Source organism: Paenibacillus mesotrionivorans, assembly GCF_046098205.1.
GTDB lineage: Bacteria > Bacillota > Bacilli > Paenibacillales > NBRC-103111 > Paenibacillus_AR > Paenibacillus_AR mesotrionivorans.
The window spans coordinates 240,451-260,808 of the sequence record NZ_JBJURJ010000002.1 but is presented as its reverse complement, the minus strand read 5'-3'; the positions used below and the strand labels follow the sequence as shown (position 1 = coordinate 260,808).

General features: G+C 54.8%; 16 protein-coding genes. 8 read left to right on the top strand and 8 right to left on the bottom strand.

Going from position 1 to position 20,358, the window contains the following annotated elements:
* Positions 1-6: 6 nt before the first annotated feature.
* Positions 7-1,143 carry a glycoside hydrolase family 88 protein gene (locus ACI1P1_RS03580; RefSeq protein ID WP_416214989.1) on the top strand — a complete coding sequence of 379 codons (1,137 nt, stop codon included), beginning with the start codon at positions 7-9 and terminating at the stop codon, positions 1,141-1,143.
* 120 nt (positions 1,144-1,263) lie between these two features.
* Here the strand turns inward: ACI1P1_RS03580 and ACI1P1_RS03575 are convergent, their stop codons facing one another.
* From ACI1P1_RS03575 to helD, 7 genes are all read right to left on the bottom strand, one after another.
* Positions 1,264-2,235 (bottom strand): cation diffusion facilitator family transporter, encoded by a 972-nt coding sequence (locus ACI1P1_RS03575; RefSeq protein WP_416215176.1) that lies wholly within the window; start codon positions 2,233-2,235, stop codon positions 1,264-1,266.
* Positions 2,236-2,557: 322 nt separating this feature from the next.
* The gene (locus tag ACI1P1_RS03570) at positions 2,558-3,364 is read right to left on the bottom strand and encodes a histidinol-phosphatase (RefSeq protein ID WP_416214988.1); all 807 of its coding nucleotides are present in this window, start codon (positions 3,362-3,364) and stop codon (positions 2,558-2,560) included.
* Between the two features lie 37 nt (positions 3,365-3,401).
* Positions 3,402-4,304 (bottom strand): LysR family transcriptional regulator, encoded by a 903-nt coding sequence (locus tag ACI1P1_RS03565; RefSeq protein WP_416214987.1) that lies wholly within the window; start codon positions 4,302-4,304, stop codon positions 3,402-3,404.
* Positions 4,305-4,536: 232 nt separating this feature from the next.
* On the bottom strand, positions 4,537-6,075 hold the full coding sequence (locus ACI1P1_RS03560) for a sensor histidine kinase (RefSeq protein WP_416214986.1): 1,539 nt from the start codon (positions 6,073-6,075) through the stop codon (positions 4,537-4,539).
* Positions 6,065-6,760: a response regulator transcription factor gene (locus tag ACI1P1_RS03555; protein ID WP_416214985.1), complete on the bottom strand. Its 696-nt coding sequence runs from the start codon at positions 6,758-6,760 to the stop codon at positions 6,065-6,067. Before ACI1P1_RS03555 ends, ACI1P1_RS03560 begins: the two co-directional genes overlap by 11 nt.
* Before the next feature lie 90 nt (positions 6,761-6,850).
* Positions 6,851-7,636, bottom strand: coding sequence for an HAD-IIA family hydrolase (locus ACI1P1_RS03550; protein WP_416214984.1), 786 nt, complete (start codon positions 7,634-7,636; stop codon positions 6,851-6,853).
* A 5-nt stretch (positions 7,637-7,641) separates the two neighbouring features.
* Positions 7,642-10,008 (bottom strand): RNA polymerase recycling motor HelD, encoded by a 2,367-nt coding sequence (gene helD, locus ACI1P1_RS03545; protein WP_416214983.1) that lies wholly within the window; start codon positions 10,006-10,008, stop codon positions 7,642-7,644.
* Positions 10,009-10,909: 901 nt separating this feature from the next.
* Between helD and ACI1P1_RS03540 the strand changes: the two genes are divergently transcribed.
* From ACI1P1_RS03540 to ACI1P1_RS03510, 7 genes are all read left to right on the top strand, one after another.
* Entirely contained in the window at positions 10,910-12,328 is a 1,419-nt protein-coding gene (locus ACI1P1_RS03540) for an NAD-dependent malic enzyme (protein WP_416215175.1), read from the top strand.
* Between the two features lie 42 nt (positions 12,329-12,370).
* Complete coding sequence (locus tag ACI1P1_RS03535) at positions 12,371-13,789, top strand: aspartate ammonia-lyase (protein WP_416214982.1); 1,419 nt, start codon at positions 12,371-12,373, stop codon at positions 13,787-13,789.
* A 164-nt stretch (positions 13,790-13,953) separates the two neighbouring features.
* Positions 13,954-14,517: an alkyl hydroperoxide reductase subunit C gene (ahpC, locus tag ACI1P1_RS03530; RefSeq protein ID WP_416214981.1), complete on the top strand. Its 564-nt coding sequence runs from the start codon at positions 13,954-13,956 to the stop codon at positions 14,515-14,517.
* Positions 14,518-14,530: 13 nt separating this feature from the next.
* Complete coding sequence (gene ahpF, locus ACI1P1_RS03525; RefSeq protein WP_416214980.1) at positions 14,531-16,063, top strand: alkyl hydroperoxide reductase subunit F; 1,533 nt, start codon at positions 14,531-14,533, stop codon at positions 16,061-16,063.
* Positions 16,064-16,334: 271 nt separating this feature from the next.
* The gene (locus ACI1P1_RS03520; protein ID WP_416214979.1) at positions 16,335-17,366 is read left to right on the top strand and encodes an ABC transporter ATP-binding protein; all 1,032 of its coding nucleotides are present in this window, start codon (positions 16,335-16,337) and stop codon (positions 17,364-17,366) included.
* 2 nt (positions 17,367-17,368) lie between these two features.
* A complete protein-coding gene (locus ACI1P1_RS03515; protein ID WP_416214978.1) occupies positions 17,369-18,187 on the top strand; it encodes an ABC transporter permease in 819 nt (272 codons plus the stop codon).
* Positions 18,171-18,977, top strand: coding sequence for an ABC transporter permease (locus tag ACI1P1_RS03510; protein WP_416214977.1), 807 nt, complete (start codon positions 18,171-18,173; stop codon positions 18,975-18,977). Before ACI1P1_RS03515 ends, ACI1P1_RS03510 begins: the two co-directional genes overlap by 17 nt.
* A gap of 447 nt (positions 18,978-19,424) precedes the next feature.
* Here ACI1P1_RS03510 and ACI1P1_RS03505 read toward each other — a convergent pair whose 3' ends face one another.
* Positions 19,425-20,354: an NAD-dependent epimerase/dehydratase family protein gene (locus ACI1P1_RS03505; RefSeq protein WP_416214976.1), complete on the bottom strand. Its 930-nt coding sequence runs from the start codon at positions 20,352-20,354 to the stop codon at positions 19,425-19,427.
* Positions 20,355-20,358 lie beyond the last annotated feature (4 nt).

Here is a 20,358-nt window from a genome sequence, read left to right as displayed (position 1 = left end):
CAGGAGATGAGCAGATTGAGTCTTTGGAAACAGGCAATTGAAGATGCGGTTCAAAAAACAAGAGCGAATATCGCGCGTTTTGGAGGCCAATTCCCCCATGTCAGTGAAAACGGCAAGTATTTGTTAAACGACAATACCGATTGGACGGACGGCTTCTGGTCCGGCATTCTCTGGCTCGCCTATGAATACAGCAAGGATGAAGCCATCCGGGATGCTGCCGAAAAAACCGTGGAGAACTTCCGCGACCGCCTGAATACCATGAAGAGCCTGGACCACCATGATATCGGCTTTCTGTATTCCCTTTCCTCCAAGGCTCAATGGATGATCGAAAAGGATGAGGCTGCACGCGAGCTGACTATCGCCGCCGCCGATGTACTGCTGCGCCGCTGGCGTCCCAAGGCAGGGTTGATCCAAGCTTGGGGCAGAGAAGGGGATACCGAGAACGGCGGACGGATTATCATCGACTGCCTGATGAATCTGCCTCTTCTGTATTGGGCCTACGAGCAAACCGGCAACGAGGATTACAAGAACAAGGCAATCCTGCATACCGAAAAATCCCGCCGGTTCCTGGTGCGCGGCGATGACTCCTCTTACCATACCTTCTGGTTTAATCCGGAGAATGGCGAGCCTGTCCGCGGCGGCACCCACCAAGGCAATACCGACGGCTCCACCTGGACCCGCGGCCAATCTTGGGGTGTCTACGGCTTTGCCCTGGGCTACCATTACACCAAGGATGACCGGTATCTGGATACCTCCAAAAGAATGGCCAAGTACTTCCTGGAGCGTCTGCCGGAAGATAACGTGGTCTATTGGGACTTCGACGTGGAAATCACACCGGAAACCAAACGCGACAGCTCCGCATCGGCCATCACGGCCTGCGGTATCCTGGAGCTCTTGAAGCATCTGCCTGAAAATGACCCTGACCGCGCTTATCTCGAGGAAGGTGTGCAGAAGACCATGGAGGGTCTGGTGAAGCATTACTCCACCATGAACCAGCCGGACGCCGAAGGTTTTATCGAGCATGGCTCCTATGCCGTGCGCCTGGGCCACAGCCCCGACGACTTCATGATCTGGGGCGACTACTACTACCTGGAAGCCTTGATGCGTCTTGAAAAAAATCATAAAGGCTACTGGTACGAATAAGCCTCATTTGGAAGCGGAGCTTGACCGCGGGAGGCACTAAGCGGAGCCTCCTATGAACAAATAAAGAAAACGCCGGCGCCCTTCATCGGGACCGGCGTTTTTGGTTTCTTCTGCGATTCGTCACACCGGGCAAGAAAACCCGGGATCCTCGTCCTCTCTCCCCCGTTCCGCCAGAAAGCGGCGGCCGTATTCGCCGTGGGGATGGATCTGGGCATGCTCCGTTTGAATGGTGGCATGAACAATGCTGTATTTCTCCTTTAACATTTCGTTAATCGCCAGAATCACACACAGCGGCTGCATATCCTTGTTGACGAAAACATGGGCGGTTAATGAATAATGCCCGCTGGAAATGGCCCACAGATGCATTTCGTGCACATCCTCCACTCCAGGGATGGACAGAATGTCCTGCTGAATCTGCTGAAGATCGTAGGCCTCGGGGACAGATTCCATCAGAACCAGGCAGGATTCCCGGATAATGCGGGCGCCTCCCACAAGAATGACACCGCCGATGGCTATGCTGATGAAGGCATCCATCCAATGCCAGCCTGTGGCGAGGATCAAGAGAGCGGAGGCAATAACGCCGATGGAGCTTAACAGATCCCCGATAAAATGCCATAAGGCGCTTTTCACATTGAGGTTATCCTCTTCCTTCATGCTTCTGCTCAGAACATAAGTGAGCACAATGTTAACGATAAGGCCGATGGTGGAAATGAAAAGCATCACCGGATAATTTACCTCCGGCGGGTTAATCATACGCCGGATGCCCTCAATGACGATACCGATGGAAATTGCCGCCAGGGCCAGCCCGTTCAGAAAAGCCGCGATAATTTCGAAACGGAGGAAGCCGAAGGTAAACCGCGGAGTCGGAGGCCGGGATGCGAGATAGATGGCTACCATGCTAAGAGCAAGGGCAATCACATCCGAGATCATGTGGGCCGAATCCGAAAGCAAAGCCAAAGAATTGGACACCAGCCCGCCGATAATTTCCACAAGCGTAAAAAACACAGTAATCCATAAGGTAATCCACAGTGTACGTTTGGATGCCGTTTGCTGCTTTACATGCAGCTGATGGTGGAAGTCCTGAAACAAGATGCCGCCCTCCCTTTTGTAGTCTATATCTGTAGTATACGTAATAGTGGAAATCCGTGGCAAATGAGCATTTTATGGATCCTGATAATGAAAATTGCTCCAGATTGGGGACAATCCTTGTTTTCATCCAACTTGTAACACAAATGAAATACAAGCGTTACCCTTTTCTAACAAGTCCGGGCTATGATAACAGCAAGACCCCCTTTTTTTCATATATGATGGATTCGGCCCTGCCGCTACCGGCGAGGGTCACTTTTTTTATGAACTGCAAAAAACCGGAGTCCGGCTCCGGTTTCTGCGAAATAATATGATCCTCGATGGCGGATCAGAGGGGGACAGCAATCCGCTTCTTGGCGCTGAAATAAACCCATTCCTTATAGCCGATTTCCTTCAGGCGGCGGGCCACCAGCTCCCGATCATCGCCCACCCGTTCCGGGTCATGGGCGTCCGAGCCGAAGGTAACGGAAACGCCGTAACGCAGGGCCATCTCCAAGATCTCATCGGAGGGATACCAGCCTCCCACATCCTTGGTTTTTCCGGAGGTATTCACCTCTATAGCCATACCCGCTTCCCCGATGATCCGGAGCGTCTTTTCCACTGCTTCCGTGCGGATATCCGAAAAGGCGGGATAAAAGCCCTTCATGGCATCGATATGTCCAAGAATCTGAAACATGCCGCTTTTGGCCGACTGGAGAATCAGATCGTAATATTGCTCCTTCTCCCTGATTTTCTCCTGCTCCGACAAACCCCTGAACCGTCTTTTGTTAAAGATGCTGACTCCTCCGGATTGGTGGACAGACCCGATGATGTAATCAAAGGGATACTTGTCATAGATAGCCCGGTACGCCCCCACATGCTCAGGGAAAAAATCCGACTCCACTCCAAGCAGCACCTCAATCCGTCCGCGGTATTCCTCTTTTAGGGCCAGCACCTCTTCCACATAGCGGGGAAATTCGCTTTTGGCCATGGCGATGCGTGGCTGCGCATGGTCGGATTTTTCGCCGAAATAGGGGGAATGGTCCGAGATGCCGATGACCTGCAATCCACCGCGGAGTGCTGCTTCGACGTAATCGCGGATTTGGCCGCGGGCGTGGCCGCAACGGCTGTGATGGGTATGCAAATCGAATTTCATGATTGTTCTCCTTTAAAACGTATGCGTTATCGGCGCTTTATTCCGAACCGAGAAACTGGTTTTGCGGCATTCCCTTCAGGTCGCTCAGGAATTGCTGCATCGCGGAACTCAGGTAGCGCCCTGATTTATATACTACCCCAACCGGGTGGCTAATCTCCAATTCATTGACCTTAATCATCTTGAGTGTGCCGAGGCGAAGCTCCTTGGCGATGGACAATCTGGAGATAATGGCTGCGCCCATATTCAGCTCCACCATCCGTTTTACTTCCTCACTGCTAGAGAGCTCCATCACCGTCTGCGGCACAATGTCCAGCTTCTTAAACAGAGCATCCACAAACCGGCGTCCAGCCGTATCCTGGGAGAGCATCACCAGGGGAATATGGCGCAGCTCCTCAATGGTAGCAAATTCATGTGATGCCAGCGGATGATCCGGGGCCACCACAAGCTCGAAGGTATCGTAATACAGGATAGACGATTCCAGATACGGATTTTTTTCGAACAGATACGCGATTCCAATATCCACGCTGCCGTTCTCCACACTGGCCATAATCTGGGAGGAGGGCATGGAGTGAATGGTGATTTTAATCAGCGGAAACTGGTTCTGAAAATAGGAAAGAACCCTCGGCAGCGTCTGCATGGCGATGGAGGTAGTGGTTCCCAGATGGATATGGCCCTGAGGGGTATTCTCCAAGTCGGCCAGGCGCTGCTTCAGTTCTTCTACAGTGCGGACAATTTTCATGGCATGCTCCAGAAAAACACGCCCGCTGTCCGTTAGGGTAACCGGCTGGTTGCGGTCAATAAGCACGCTTTGGTATTCGTCCTCCAGACTCTTGATCTGGGCAGATACCGCGGGTTGGGTAAGGTTGAGAATCTCTCCCGCCTTGCGGAAGCTCATGGTTTTGGAGATAGTGATAAAGGTTTCCAATTGATTCATATTCATTTGATTGGGCCCTCCTGGACTACGGCTGCAGCATTCCGGCGGTTGACCGAAATAAAAATATAGATTTAATTTATGGAAATAATCACGTATATAAAATAATTTTCTCAATCCCTCCTATTATATGCGATTCAAACTCTGGACGCAATTATAACTTTCGGCATATTTTTTGGGGGATGGGCACTTAGCGGAAAAGGCCCTGCAGGGAGGGCCTTTTGTACTTTATATATAGGGATTATGGACGGGGGCGTTTGGAGCCGGGCCCTAATTCAGGACCGGCAGGCAGGTCCAGCGGGATCAACACGCAGAAGCGGATTTCATTGCCCTCGCACTCTGCCCAAATTTTCCCGGAATGGGCTTCTACGATGCTTTTGGCAATGGCCAGTCCTAAGCCTGAGCCTCCTCCGGCGGAGGTGCGGGCGGTATCTACCCGGTAGAACCGGTCGAATACCCGGTGGAGCTCGTCCTCCGAAATCGGGTCGCCCTGATTAATAATGCAAACCCGTGCATATCCGTTGTCGCGATCCATTTTGACGGTGACAACACCTGGTTTGTGGCTGTATTTCACCGCATTGACCAGGAGGTTCTCCGCAACCCGTATCATCTGGGCGGCATCGATCATGGCGTAAAGCCGCTCGGATAGAATATCCTTCACCAGCACCAGGGCGCTTTCCTCCGCATAGGTAACCAATTCCTCCGTCAGCTGCTCCAAGAGCTCATTTACGCAGACCCGTTCCAGATTCATGTTGACAATTTGATTGGACAGCTTGGTGTATTCAAACAGATCATCGATCAATACCTTCAGCTTTTCCGATTTGCTGTAGGCGATTTGGGCGTAATTATGGGCTTGGGCCTCGTCCTCGAAGTGGCGGTCCTTCAGAAGCCGCAAATACCCCATAATCAAGGTCAGCGGAGTCCTTAGATCGTGGGAAACATTGGTGATGAGCTCGTTTTTGGTCCGTTCGGCCCGGCGTTCCTCTTCCATGGTGGTCTGGAGGGCGGCGGTCATCCGGTTAATGGTGGAGGCTAAGGAGGCCAACTCGTCCTTCGAACGCAGCGGCACGCGGAATTGGAGATTGCCCTTGGAGATTTCCTGCAGGCCGCTGGCCAGCTCTTCGATATAATCCATCTTCCGTTTGGTCAGCCAATAGAACAGAAAGATAAAGGCCGCAATAGCTGTCATCAGGGTGAAGGGGCTGGAGCCTCTTTTGTAGGAAATGCTGGGCTGGGGAACGCCGCTGACAATCAGATAAGCAGGCTGGTCCTTCAGATCAACGGGGTAAAAGCTGGTGAATTCCTGAACCGGGGTGCTGGTATAGCGCCGCTCCATAGCTTTGGAAATGATGCTGTGGATGTCCACCTGGGTTTCAATGGCATCGGGCGTTTTGAAAAAAACCTTTCCCTCCAGGTCCGTCAAAAGCACCTTGTTACCCGAAAAACCCGCATTGCGGGTAATGTAGTCGGTAATCCCCTGGTAGCTGACATCGGGGGTTTTAATATAGGAGGCGATGGCTCGGGCTTGGTCGTCGATTTTTTCGATGCCGTATTGGTAATCCAGAACAGGGGAACGGTTCAGCTCCCCGAAGAAAACGTTCACCGCAACGTAAACAAGAGCTGCGGCGGACAGGCACAGCACAAAGGTAAACATCAGCTGAAGCCGGATGCTGCGGATAATGCTGAGTCGGGTGGTCTCCGCGGCTCTGCGGCAGATACTCGCCAGCCGCTGGAGGCGGTTCCAGAATAGAAGCCTGCGTATCCCCGGTTTAAGCTTCAATTTTGTAGCCGACCCCCCAAACGGTTTTGATATATTTGGGCTGGCGCGGGTTCTCCTCGGTTTTTTCACGGATTTTGCGGATATGGACCATCACGGTGTTGTCGGATTCGAAGAAGGCTTCGCCCCACACCGATTCATAAATCCGCTCAATGCTGAACACCATGCCGCGGTTGCGGGCCAAGAGATCCAGAATGGCGAATTCCCGCGGAGTCAGCTTCACGTCGCGGCCGTCCACCTTCACCTCATGGGTGGTGGTATTAATAATGAGATCATCAATCTCGATTTCGTTTTCCTTCCGGGCGTTGGGCACATTCAGCCGGGTGTAACGGCGAAGCTGGGATTTCACCCGGGCCATCAGCTCCAGAGGGTTAAAGGGTTTGGACATATAGTCGTCGGCTCCGGTAGACAGCCCCATAATTTTGTCCATGTCCTGGCTTTTGGCGGACAGCATGATGATGGGCATATTGCGCTGCTCGCGGATTTTCAGGCAGGTCTGGATACCGTCTAGCTTGGGCATCATCACGTCAAGGATCACCAGATCCACCACCTGCTTGGACACCACATCCAGCGCCTCCAAACCGTCCGAGGCTTTCAGAATGTTATAACCATCGTTAGTCAAATAAATCTCCAACAGATCAAGGATGTCCTTTTCGTCATCCACCACAAGGATCGTTTCGGAGGGCATGGGATTCACTCCTTCGGATACGCACATACTTCGAGTTTCATTTTACCGGCAAAATCTTAACAGGGCCTACGGGCAATTCTTAAGAATATCTTAGCAAGCCTTCAGCCACCGGTAAAAGTCCATCAGATGATGGACGCTGACATCCGGTTTGATGCCGGTGCTCTCAATCAGCGCCTCATAATTATGAGGCCCCGCCAGCCCGGTCAGCACCAGTGCGGTGCGGGTACCTGCCGCGGCGCCAGCGGCGATATCGGTACGCAGGTTGTCGCCCACCATCCAAATCTCCTCCGGCGGCAGCCCCAACAGTTCAATACCGTACCGGCTGATAATGGGGGATGGTTTGCCGATCACCACCGGCTCCGTCTCGGAGGCGGTGCGGATGGCGGCACCGATGGCTCCGGAGCCGGGGATGGGTCCGTTTTCCTTTGGAAGAAGATGATCCGGGTTCGTCTGGATATACATGGCCCCGCCGCGGATGGCGTTCACGGCCTGGGTCAGCTTGGCATAGGTGAATTCCCGGTCAATGCCCTGCACCACGTAATCGGGAGCCTCTGCCGTAAGCACAAAGCCCGCTGCCGCCAAGGTCTCCTGAAGCGCCTGTTCCCCGATGCACAATACCCGGTTCCCTTGTCCGTGCAAGCGGATATAGCGCGCTGCAGCCATTCCGGAGGTAAGCACCTCCCCGGGGGCCACTGGAATCCCGGTGAGCTCTTCCAGAAGCGCCGCTACCTCACCGGGATGGACCGTGGAGTTATTGGTCAGAAACAGATAAGGCCAGCCTTCGCTCCGCAGAGCCCCGATGAACTCATCCGCATAGAGAATGGGATTCCGTCCGGCGTACATGGTTCCGTCCAAATCAATAATAAATCCCGGCATCTCTCTCAACCTCCTGCAGGAGTGCCTGCACCTGCGGATTCTCCAACAAAACCCGGTGCTGCCTGCTCTTCATACAGGGAATGGTTCACCGGCTCCAGGAAGCGGTTTTTCTCCCCGGTGTAACCTACATACAGAGTATTCATGGCCCGGGTGCAGGCGGTATAGAACAGCTTCCGCTCCTCCTCACGCCCATAAACCGATGCGCCTCCATCCCACACAATAACAGAATCGAATTCCAGCCCCTTGGCCAAATAAACGGGGATCACCACCAGCGTATTGCGGAAGCTGGTTTCCTCCCGTGTCACCAGATGCAGGTGGGCGGGAGCACCTGCGGCCTGAAGCGCTTCGTAAGCAGCCTGGCTCTCCGCAGCTGTCCGGCAGATCACAGCAACGGAAGGGGAGCCGCCGTCCCGCAGCTTCCCGATCAGCCCAACCACCTGCCGGGCTTTCAGTTCCGGCTCCGCTGCCAGCTTTACCAGCTGGGGCTTTTCCCCGCTCCGGCTGAAGGCCTCAATGGCTTCGCCGCCGGGCAAGAGCGCCTTGGTGAACTCCACAATCTCGGATGTGGAGCGGTAGCTTTTGGAGAGCCGGAGAATCCCGGTTTGCTCCTTGCCGTACAGCTCCTCCACATAGCCGTAGGACTCGATCCGCATATTCGGAGTAATGGCCTGGTTCAAGTCGCCCAGCAGGGTCAGCTTGCTGCGCGGGAACAGGCGGCGGATAATTTCATATTGGAAGGGAGAATAATCCTGGGCTTCGTCCAGAATTACATGACGGATGCTGTTGAAGCTGTTCCATCCGGTAACGCTCTCCAGCAAATAAAGCAGCGGCGGCACATCCTCATGGGGGGCGGTCCCGCTGTCCAGCTGCTCCAGTGTATAAGTGCAGATATCCTTCCATACCTCCGGCTCCGGAATTCCCGGCGTACCGGCTGCAGCGCGGAGGAACAGCTCCTGGTCGGCGAACAGCTGCCGGTAGGTGCGCAGCGGATTAATGAATTGAAGCCGGCGGACAAAGGATTTTATGGCGTTAGTTTTGGTGTGGACATGCTTCTTGCTCTGCTGCTTCAGCTCATCCTCGGTACCCAGATACTTGGGGTGGCGGAGCATGGTTTTGTACAGCTTGCGGGCCTGCCGTTCCTCCAGGAGGGGAATTTCACCCAGCAGCAGCTCGCCCATCCGCTCCAGCCGGACATCCATCCGGTGATGGCGGAAGTCGCCGTAGAAAAGAGCCGCCAAGGCCTTTTCGTTCTTCCAGACCTGAGCTCCATACGGAATGGCATCGAAGGCCAACCCTTCCTCCTCAAGAAGGACGAGATAATTGCGGATAACTTGAAGAAAAGCCTGAGAGGACTTGTATGCGGTTCCTGCTGCCTTCGCATCATATCCCGGTTCACCCGGATTTCCTGTCAGCATGGCTTCTATTTGTGTGTAGCGGTCCTCCGGTAATATAAAGCCGGACAAACGGTGCTCGGCAAAATCCTGGAAGGTGGTCTGACGCATATTGTCCTCACCCAGCTCCGGAAGCACATTGGAGATGTAGTCGCTGAACATGGGGTTGGGGGAAAAGAGGATCATTTGATCTGCCTGAATGCTTTTGCGGTATTTGTAAAGCAGGTAAGCGACACGCTGCAGGGCGATGGAGGTTTTTCCGCTGCCCGCCGCCCCCTGGACGATCAGAATAGGATGCTCCTCGTAGCGGATAGCTTGATTCTGCTCGCTTTGAATGGTGGTTACGATACTTTTCATCTTGTCGTCGGAGGATTTGCCCAGCATAAACTGCAGCATGTCGTCTCCGATCCGAATGCCGGAATCGAACATCAGCTGGAGGAGGCCGTTTACGATTTTGAACTGGCGCTTCAGGAGGATTTCCCCGTCCACATGGCCTTCATCGGTAGGGTAGCGGGCGTCGCCCAAGGTAAAATCGTAGTACATACTGGCAATCGGTGACCGCCAGTCGTAAACAATGGGCTCCAGTGTGCGGTCATCCAGCAGGGAGGACAAACCGATATAGATTTGCTCCGGCTCCTGCCCTGCGGGGGCTCCGTCCTCCTGGAAGTCGATACGGGCGAAATATGGGGTGCTGCGCATCAGCCGAAGCTTCCGGGCGGCAGCCTGCGCACTCAGATAACCCCGCTCGATCCGGGCCAGCTCCAGGGAGTTCATAACTACGTCCCCGGCAGCCTCGAATTTAAATGCCCAGTTGGCGTTGTCCAGACGCATTTCTTCCCAAATCATCTTGCGGACATCGATTACATCATCTCTCCGGTCGTCGGATACGCTTTGGTTTTTGACCAACTGGGCGTCGATTTCCCGGAGAGTCAGAGCCAGCCGGATTTCCTCCGCTTTTTGAGCTTCAGGATTTATGCTCATGGGTGTACCTCCATATCAAGTTTGGTTAGCGTAAAAGGGCAGCAACTCTTCATTTTTTTGAGAGGAGGCCAAAAATTAAGTTTGACGGGCTATTTTTTTTCTGCTACAATAAGCGTAGGAAAATCAATTTTGGTTTTTCTTATTTTTATTTATGTAGAATGGTGCAACTATCATTGTACCATGTCTTCCCACGAACAGCAACACCCGGACGCCTGTGAGAGGCGGCGGGTGTTTTTTTATGGCCTTTTTCCCCGGACCAGAGCGGGGAGTTAGAAGGCGGATTTGATTCGGTTAACGGCGCTTTCTCATACGGAGATGGAGCCCGTTAATGGGGCGGGGGATTCTAACGGACGTAGAAGCCTCTATTTTTAACAAAAATAGCCCTTCAAAAAATCTAACGGCGGCCACAGCCGCTATTTGGGCAAAATGTCCGGCCGCAAGCCCCTTTTTGGCGCAATAACGTCCCCTGCTTCCGTTAGATTTTTTGGGATGCCGATTTGTCCCAAATAGCGGCGCTCACCGCCGTTAGGAGCGTAAGTCACCATAAGGAGTCAAGCAGAGGAAGGCTGGACCCTTGCGGAGAGCCAAGATTTTGGCGCGAGCCCGGATGCACTAGCTTCAGCGTCAGCATACAAAAAAAAAGCCCCCGTCCAGATGCCGGGGAAAAGTGACATTATATTTAAAGAAAGGGAGTATGAACAGAATAACCCCTGAACCTGAAAAGAAGCTTAAAACAGGATAAAAATCACCTTAAAATTATTTTTATTAGGATCCCCGTCTTTTTTGACCAATGGCTGGAATTGGCGGGGCAAGGGAAGTATACTGAATACGATTATATAACGGTTTAATCGGAGGATGAATTCTGTTGGCAGCAACGACAAGCATTATTATACGTATTGAAATGGAAAAAAGCGGAGTAGGCTTCAGCAGCGTGGTGTCCACAGTAAGCTCATTTGGCGGGGATTTGGTGGCCATTGATGTCATTCGCTCCAGCAAGGAAAAATCCACCCGGGATATTACGGTGAATATTCCGGTGCCGGCGTACCAGGAGTTGCTGGACGCCCTGGAGGACCTGAGCGGCGTTTCGGTGCTGCATGTGTCCGACCAGACCTTTCTGGTTCACCTGGGCGGCAAAATCCGCATCGAACCTACCATGCCCATCAAAAACCGCGATGACCTGTCCCGGGTGTATACCCCCGGCGTAGCCCGGGTTTGTATGGCTATCCACAACAAACCCCGGGAGGCCTTTGCCCTGACCATCAAACGCAATACGGTGGCGGTGGTCTCCGACGGAACAGCTGTGCTTGGGCTGGGGGATATCGGTCCCCATGCGGCGATGCCAGTGATGGAGGGCAAGGCGATGCTGTTCAAACAACTGGCGGATGTTGACGCCTTCCCCATCTGTCTGGATACCAAGGACACCGAGGAAATCATCCGCACCATCAAGGCCATGTCTCCCGGGTTCGGTGGCATCAATCTGGAGGACATCAGTGCACCCCGCTGCTTCGAAATTGAACGCAGGCTCACCGAGGAGCTGGATATTCCTGTGTTCCACGACGATCAGCATGGCACCGCTGTGGTGATGATGGCCGGGCTGCTGAATGCCCTGAAGGTGACGGATAAGGATATCGGCTCTATCCGCGTAGTGGTGGTGGGGGCCGGAGCGGCAGGGGTATCCTGCTGCAAAATGCTGTTGGCCGCCGGCGTCAAAAACCTGGTGGCTGTTGACCGGGAAGGGGCCATTACGGCGGACCGGACCTATGCCAATGAAATGTGGAACTGGCTGGCTGAACGCACCAATCCCGACCGGCTGACCGGCGGTTTATCCGATGTGATTGAAGGCGCCGATGTGTTCATCGGAGTTTCGGGCCCGGGTGTTCTGAAGGTGGAGGACCTTGTCCGTATGGCAGAGGACCGGATTGTATTTGCCATGGCCAATCCTGAGCCGGAGATTGACCCGGAGCTGGCCGAGCCCCATGTGCGGGTGCTGGCTACCGGACGGAGCGACTATCCCAACCAGATCAACAACGTGCTTTGTTTCCCCGGTATCTTCCGGGGGGCGTTGGACTGCCGGGCGCGCCTCATCAATGAAGAGATGAAGCTGGCTGCTTCCCGTGCCATCGCCTCGGTTATATCCGATGATGAAGTCAACGAGAACTATATCATTCCCAGCATCTTTAATGAAAAAGTGGTGGATTCTGTCCGCAGCGCCGTCATCACCGCCGCAATCGATACGGGTGTGGCCCGCCGGATTCCGCCGGAGTTCCGCAGCCTCTGTGATTACACCGGCTACGGCTTGTCCGACAGCTACAAGCGTTAGATTTCAACGAAAGAAACGCAGCGACATAAAGGAGACAGCCCTATGGAAACCCGTACGGAGAAGGATTTTCTTGGAGAAAAGCAGGTTCCCGCCGAAGCCTATTACGGCATCCAGACCATGCGGGCAGTGGAGAACTTCCCCATTACAGGCGTGCCTGTGCACCGGACGCTGGTGAAGGCACTGGCCGAGGTAAAAAAGGCAGCGGCCCGCGCCAACATGGAGGCGCATCTGTTGAACCGCAGAGTGGGCGAGGCCATTGTCCAGGCAGCTGAGGAAACGGCGGAGGGAAAGCTGGACCGGGAATTTATTGTGGATTCCATTCAAGGGGGCGCAGGCACCTCCATCAATATGAATATGAATGAGGTTCTGGCCAACCGTGCTCTGGAGCTGTTGGGCAAGCAGAAGGGGGAATACTTCCACTGCAGTCCCAATAACCATGTGAACATGTCCCAATCCACCAATGACGACATTCCCACCGCTCTGCGGATCGCCTCCTACTGGCTGTCCCAGGAGCTGCTGGGGGCGATGGACCGGACCACAGCCGAAATTCGGGAGAAGGCCAAGTCCTTTGACGATGTAATCAAAATGGGACGCACCCATCTCCAGGATGCGGTGCCCATCCGCATGGGCCAGGAATTCGCGGCTTATGCCGCCGTCCTGGAGCGGGACCGGGAGCGCATCCGCCGAGCCGGCGCCGAGCTTCTTACTGTGAACATGGGCGCCACTGCCGTAGGCACCGGGCTGAACGCCAAGCCGGAATATATCGCCAGAGTTTCGGAATGCCTGTCCGAGCAGTTGGGGCTTCCCGTTCATCCCGCCGCCGACCTGGTGGATGCCACCCAGAATACGGATGCCTATACGGAGCTGTCCGCAGCCCTCAAGGTCTGCGCCGTGAACCTGTCCAAAATCTGCAACGACATCCGCCTGATGGCCTCCGGGCCCCGGGTGGGCCTGTATGAGCTCCTGCTGCCAGCGCGCCAGCCTGGCTCCTCGATCATGCCCGGCAAGGTGAATCCGGTGATGGCGGAGGTCATGAACCAGGTGGCCTTCCAGGTGATGGGCAACGATCATACCATCTGTGTGGCCTGTGAGGCGGGCCAGTTCGAATTGAATGTCATGGGACCGGTAATTGCCTTCAATCTGCTGCAGTCCCTCCAGATCATGACACGCGGTCTGGACGCCTTCCGGGAATTCGCTCTGGAAGGAATGGAGGCCAACCGGGAGGGATGCCGCCGCTATGTGGAACAGAGCTTCGGCGTTATTACGGCCTTGAACCCCCATCTGGGTTATGAGGTGGCCGCCCAGCTGGTGAAGGAAGCGATGAAGTCCGGCCGTACCGTCAAGGAAATCATCACGGAGAAGCATCTGCTTTCGCCGGAGGAGCTGGAAGAGATCCTTGACCCGTACCAGATGACATCACCGGGGATAGCGGGAGCGCGCTTTTTGGAGGAGCAGGGGTAACGGATTTCATTTATTCACACGATATTCATGCTATCTTCATCCCACCTTCATGATTCGGAAGAAAAACAGTGATATTCTTAGTCATGTAGCCCGGTTCGCATGAAATTCTTCGTCAAAGCGTTATAATAAGAAAGTAAATATAAACCTTAGGAGGGAATTACAGTATGTCTCTGATTGGAAAAGAAGTGCTCCCGTTTCAAGCGTCCGCTTTCCGCAACGGCAATTTCGTCGATGTTTCCCAAGAGGATTTCAAAGGAAAATGGAGTGTAGTTTGCTTCTATCCGGCAGACTTTACCTTTGTTTGCCCCACTGAGCTGGAGGACCTGCAGAATCAATACGAAGCCCTGAAGGGACTTGGAGTTGAGGTATATTCCGTTTCCACGGACACCCACTTCACCCACAAGGCTTGGCATGATACCTCCGATGCTATCGGCAAAATCACCTACACCATGATCGGTGACCCGTCCCACACCATCTCCCGCAACTTCGATGTGTTGGACGAAGTCAGCGGCCTGGCTGACCGCGGCACCTTCATCATCGACCCGGACGGCGTGATCCAATCCGTTGAAATCAATGCCGGCGGCATCGGCCGTGACGCAAGCATCGTCGTCAGCAAAATCAAGGCGGCCCAATATGTGCGCAATCACCCAGGTGAGGTTTGCCCTGCCAAGTGGCAAGAAGGCGGCGAAACTCTGAAGCCGAGCCTTGATCTTGTAGGAAAAATTTAAGGGGCTGAGATAAATGGCCTTAGAAGCCGATATTAAAGCGCAGCTTGCCCAATACCTGCAGCTTCTGGAGGGGGATCTCCTTCTTCAAGTAAGCGCAGGAGCGGATGCTGCTTCGGCCGAGATGCTGGCCCTCGTTGAGGAAATCGCCGGTATGTCGCCCCGGATCAAGGTGGAGAAAACCGCCTTGGCCAGAACCCCCAGCTTCAGCGTGAACCGCGCCGGAGCGGGGGATAGCGGGATCGTGTTTGCCGGCGTTCCGCTGGGTCATGAATTCACCTCCCTGGTGCTGGCGCTCCTGCAGGTAAGCGGGAGAGCTCCCAAGGTGGAGGATGCTGTCATCCAGCAGATCAAAGCCATTAAGGGCGAATACCATTTTGAAACCTATGTCAGCTTGACCTGCCATAACTGTCCTGACGTGGTACAGGCTCTGAACGTGATGAGCGTGCTCAATCCGGGCATTACCCATACCATGATTGACGGCGGTGTGTTCAAGAACGAGGTGGAGAAGAAGGAAATTATGGGCGTGCCCGCCGTGTTCCTAAACGGCGAGTTCTTCAACAGCGGACGTACCTCTCTGGAGGAGATCCTGGGCAAGCTGGGCAGCGGACAGGATACCAGCCAGCTGTCTGCCAAGGAGCCCTACGATGTTCTGGTTGTAGGCGGCGGTCCCGCAGGTGCCAGCGCAGCCATCTATGCGGCCCGTAAGGGCATCCGCACCGGCATTGTGGCCGAACGCTTCGGCGGCCAGGTGCTGGATACGCTGGGTATCGAAAATTTCATCAGTATGACCTACACGGAAGGCCCCAAGCTGGCTGCCAGCCTGGAGGCGCATGTGAGTGAATACCCCATTGATGTGATGAAGGCCCAACGGGTCAGACACCTGGACAAGAAGGACTATATTGAGGTGGAGCTGGAGAGCGGTGCCGTGCTCAAAAGCAAAACCGTCATTCTTTCTACCGGCGCCCGCTGGCGCAACACCGGTGTCCCCGGGGAAGCCGAGTTCAAGAACAAGGGTGTGGCCTATTGCCCCCACTGTGACGGACCTCTGTTTGCCGGCAAACATGTGGCTGTAATTGGCGGAGGCAACTCCGGCATTGAGGCGGCTATTGATTTGGCCGGTGTTGTGAAGCATGTGACGGTTCTGGAGTTTATGCCGGAGCTGAAGGCGGACGAGGTGCTCCAGAAGCGGCTTTACAGCCTGCCCAACGTGACGGTGCTGAAGAATGTGCAGACCAAGGAAATCACCGGCGACAACAAGGTGAACGGGCTCACGTACCTGATGCGCGACAGCGGGGAGGAGCAGCACATCGAGCTGGAGGGTGTATTCGTCCAGATCGGTCTGGTGCCCAACACCGAGTGGCTGGAGGATACCGTTGAACGTACCCGCTTCGGCGAGATCGTAGTGGACCGCCACGGTGCAACCAATGTGCCTGGTGTGTTTGCGGCCGGGGATTGCACTAACAGTGCCTACAAGCAGATCATCATTTCCATGGGCTCCGGCGCTACCGCGGCCTTGGGCGCCTTCGATTATCTGATCCGCAATTAGCAGTAAGTAGGCGACCTGACAAACCATGTAAATTGTTCTTGTCAGCCGGCTTGCCCCTGTGCTATCATGGGGAACAATAATTGGAAGGGCTTCTAGGGAGCCGGGGCTGCCGTGTGCAGCCGCCGAACCGAGCGAGGCCGGCGCGTACCATACCATATGCGCAACACCGTAGGGATAAAAGACCTTCGGCAAGTTCCGTTTCAACGGGCTTGCCAGGTCTTTTTTTTCGTATCTGGAAGACAGATAGATCTCAAAGGAGAGGGTGTGGCAAATGGCGGCGGCAATACGGGTGGAGAGGCTGCAGAAGACGTTCCGGGTGAAGGAAAAACGGGCCGGCTTAAGAGGAAGCGCAGAGGCGCTGTTCCGGCCGGTGTACAAAGAGAAGCTGGCGGTGAAGCCCATCGGCTTCCAGGTGGAGGAAGGGGAGATTCTGGCCTTTATGGGGCCAAACGGAGCGGGCAAATCCACCACCATCAAGATGCTGACGGGCATCCTCCATCCCACAGCGGGTACGGCGGAGGTGCTGGGCCTTTGTCCCTGGGAGGAGCGGCGCCGGTTGGGATTCCTGGTGGGTTCGGTCTTCGGTCAGAAATCCCAGCTATGGTACCATCTGCCCCCGGTGGATTCCTTCGAGCTGTTGGGAAGCATCTATGAGCTGCCGAAGGCCGACTTCATCCGCCGCCGCGACGAGCTGGCGGAGCGCTTCGAAATTACGCCATACCTGAACACTCCCGTACGCCGACTGTCTCTTGGGGAGCGGATGCGCTGTGAAATTGTGGCCGCGCTTTTGCACCGGCCCCGGGTTGTTTTTTTGGATGAGCCGACCATTGGTCTGGATGTAATTGTCAAGCAGAAAATCCGCGAGCTGATTCTGGAGATGAACCGGGAGGAGGGCACCACCCTGTTCCTGACCTCCCATGATGCCGGAGACATCGAGCAGCTGTGCAAACGGGCCATCGTCATCAATCACGGGGAGATCATTCTGGATGAGCGGGTATCCCGGATGAAACGGGAATATCTCACCTACAAAACCATCGAGCTGCGGCTGCGCGAGGTCTGCGTTCTGCCGCCGCTGCCGGGCGTGCGGATTCTGAAGCAAACGGCTAACGGGCTCAAGCTCAACGTGGATACCTCGGTCATCGGGATGGAGGAGGTGCTGGGCCAGTTGGTGGCGTGCTGCAAGATCGGAGACGTCACCATTGAGGACCCGCCCATGGAGGAGATCATCGCCAAAATTTATGAACGGACAGAACGGGTGGCGGACCGACCTGCGGATTCCGCACCTCTCGCAGGGGGGAGTTAGCCGTGCAATTTGTGTTCAGATGGGGCAAGTCCGGCTGGGGGAAATATGGAGCCATCGGCAAAATTACCGTGAAGAACCAGCTCATGTATGCCGCCGACCTGTTTATCCGCACCCTTTTTCTGCTCCTGATCCTCTATGTGTTTACCCAGCTGTGGAGCGTGACCTATGAAGGCTCGGGCGAAACGGTCATCGGCGGCTACCGCTACCACGAGCTGATCTGGTATCTGATTTTCTCCGAATCCTTGACCATGGCTATGCCCAAGCTCCACGTGACAGTGGAGGAGGAGGTTAAATCCGGCGGCATCGGTTATCTGCTCTGCCGCCCCGTGAGCTATGTAGGCTACCGGTATGCGGAATTCGCCGGAGAGTTTCTGGTGCGGCTTGTCTCCAACCTGCTGGTAGGCGGCGCATTAGGCATTTTCCTGTTTGGCCTGCCGGACTTCGGTTGGGGATGGCTGGGGTTTCTTCCCGTTCTGATCGGAGGAGCGACGCTGAACTTTATGATCCGGATGCTGCTGGCTCTTTGCGCATTTTGGGTAGAGGAAATCCAGGGGCTGGTGTTTGTTTATGATAAGCTGCTGTTTACCATAGGGGGTATGCTGCTGCCGCTGGAGCTGTTTGCGGAGCCTTTCCGCACCATCTGCCGCTTCCTGCCCTTCCAGACTATGATTTATTTTCCGGTGAAATCAGCTATCCAGTTCGATGCTTTGCGTATGGTGCAAATGCTGGGTATTCAGGCGTTATGGATCGGGGGATTCGGTGCTATCCTGTTTGTGGTGTACCGGAAGGGAGTGAGACGGCTCAATGTCAACGGCGGGTAAAGGCTTGGTGCGCAAATACGGTTTTGTCCTGACAGCGTGGAAGCTAAATCTGGCAGGCGCCATGGAGTTCCGGATGAGCTTTTTCCTGACGGCGGGGATGATGATGCTGAATAATGCGGTGTTCCTCTTCTTCTGGGCCATGTACTTCCAGCGGTTTCCCCTGGTGAACGGCTGGTCCTTGAATGATGTGATGATGGTGTGGGCGGTGAGCACCACCGGCTACGGCATCTCCAACGTGCTCTTCGGCAATGCGCTGCGGATTGCCAATCTGGTGGCGGGAGGGGACCTGGATGCCTATCTGATCCAGCCGAAGCCGGTGCTGCTGAATGTGCTGGTTAACCGGATGTCCCTTCTGGCCGCCGGGGACCTGCTGTTCGGGCTGGTGTGCTACGGGATATTCGGCGACCACGCCTTTGCCGGGTTCGGGAGGTTCGCAATAGCCGCCCTCTTTTCCACTTTGCTGTTCACCTTTTTTCACATCCTCACGCAATCCCTGGCCTTCTACATCGGCAACGCCGAAAATTTGGGCTACCAGTTTTTCATCGGTTTTGTTACCTTCAGCACGTATCCGACGGATATTTTTAAGGGGATGGGCAGAATTCTGCTCTTCACCGTGATCCCCGCCGGATTCATCAGCTATATGCCCATCGGTCTGCTGCGGACGCCGGAGGCTGGTTTTCTGGCCGGTCTATTGCTGGTGACAGCACTGTTGGGAATAAGCGCCATCACCGTATTTTATAAAGGGCTGGCCCGTTACAGCTCCGGCAACCGGATCGGTATGAAGAGCTGACCGCTCATCGATATGGGCGAGACATACGGGCGACAGGCGGGCGAAAGGCAGACGGCAGATGGCAGGCAGACGACAGGCGGGCGACATACGGGCGACATACGGGCCGCATTGCTGTAACGGAACTCATCGGCTCTTAGCAGGCAAAATCCATCTGATTTGGAATGTAACGGAACCCAGCGGCGCTTACAGCTCAATTTGTCTGATTTCCCCCCACTACCATGCCTCTAAGAGTCGGAGAGTTCCGTTAGAAAACCGCGGAGGGCATTTTCGCCGTCTAAGCGTCGCTTAATTCCGTTAAAGGGTTTACGCGTTCCAAATGGTCCGGGGTCTGGAGCAGAAGACCATCCGGGCAGATCATTACCGCAGACGCGGGGCAAACCATGGCATAAGAAAACCAGGCATTCCTGCCGGAATGTCTGGCGGTTTCTCTTCCACTTAAGGCGGATTCTAAGAGGCATAAAACCATGCGGCGGTTTCCTGAAGTCCATCCGGGAGCTGCGTTTCTGCCGACCAATGGAGGAGGCTGGCTGCCTTGGAGCAGTCCAGAGCACTTCTGCGCAGATCACCGGCACGGACGCCTGCTCTCTTAAGCGGCAGACTTAGCTTCATGGCTTGGCATACCGCTTCATAGATATCCGCAATGAACAGCTCCTGGCCGCTGCCGATATTCACTACCTGCCCGGCCTCACAGGACAAGGCTGACACGTTAGCCCGGCATACATCCCGGATATACACATAATCTCTTGTTGTCCCCTTAGGCATATCCGGGTAGCTGTAGAGAGTTGAAGATATTCCTGCCGCAGCATTTCTCATGAAGATGGGAATAACACCGCATTCTCCGTCCGGCATCTGGCGGGGCCCATACACATTGGCATACCGCAGTGCAATAAATTCCAAGCCGTGGCTCAGCTGGTAGAGACGCAGATATTGCTCTATGGCGTACTTGCTTACGGCATAAGGCGACATAAGCATGGGGTGAGCGGATTCCGGTGTAGGAATGGCCGCGGAATCTCCGGCTAGAGCACCGCCTGTTGAAGCGAAGATGACTCGCTTGACCCCGTAACGGACGCAGGAGTTCAAGAGCCTAAGTGTCCCGGTAATATTCACATCGGAATCATGGAGAGGATCTGCTACAGACTTGGGAATGGACTTCTGGGCGGCATGGTGGCTTACCACGTCCGGCCGTTCCTTTTCCAATATGGCATCCATTCCGTCTGAGCGGATATCCAGCTTGTAAAAAACAGCCTGCGCCGGAAGCTGCTCACGCCGTCCCGTGCTTAAGTCGTCTACAATAACAACCTCATGCCCCTCTGCCAAATATGTCTCCGCCACATGAGAGCCAATAAAGCCGGCCCCGCCTGTAATTAGTATTTTCATGGAT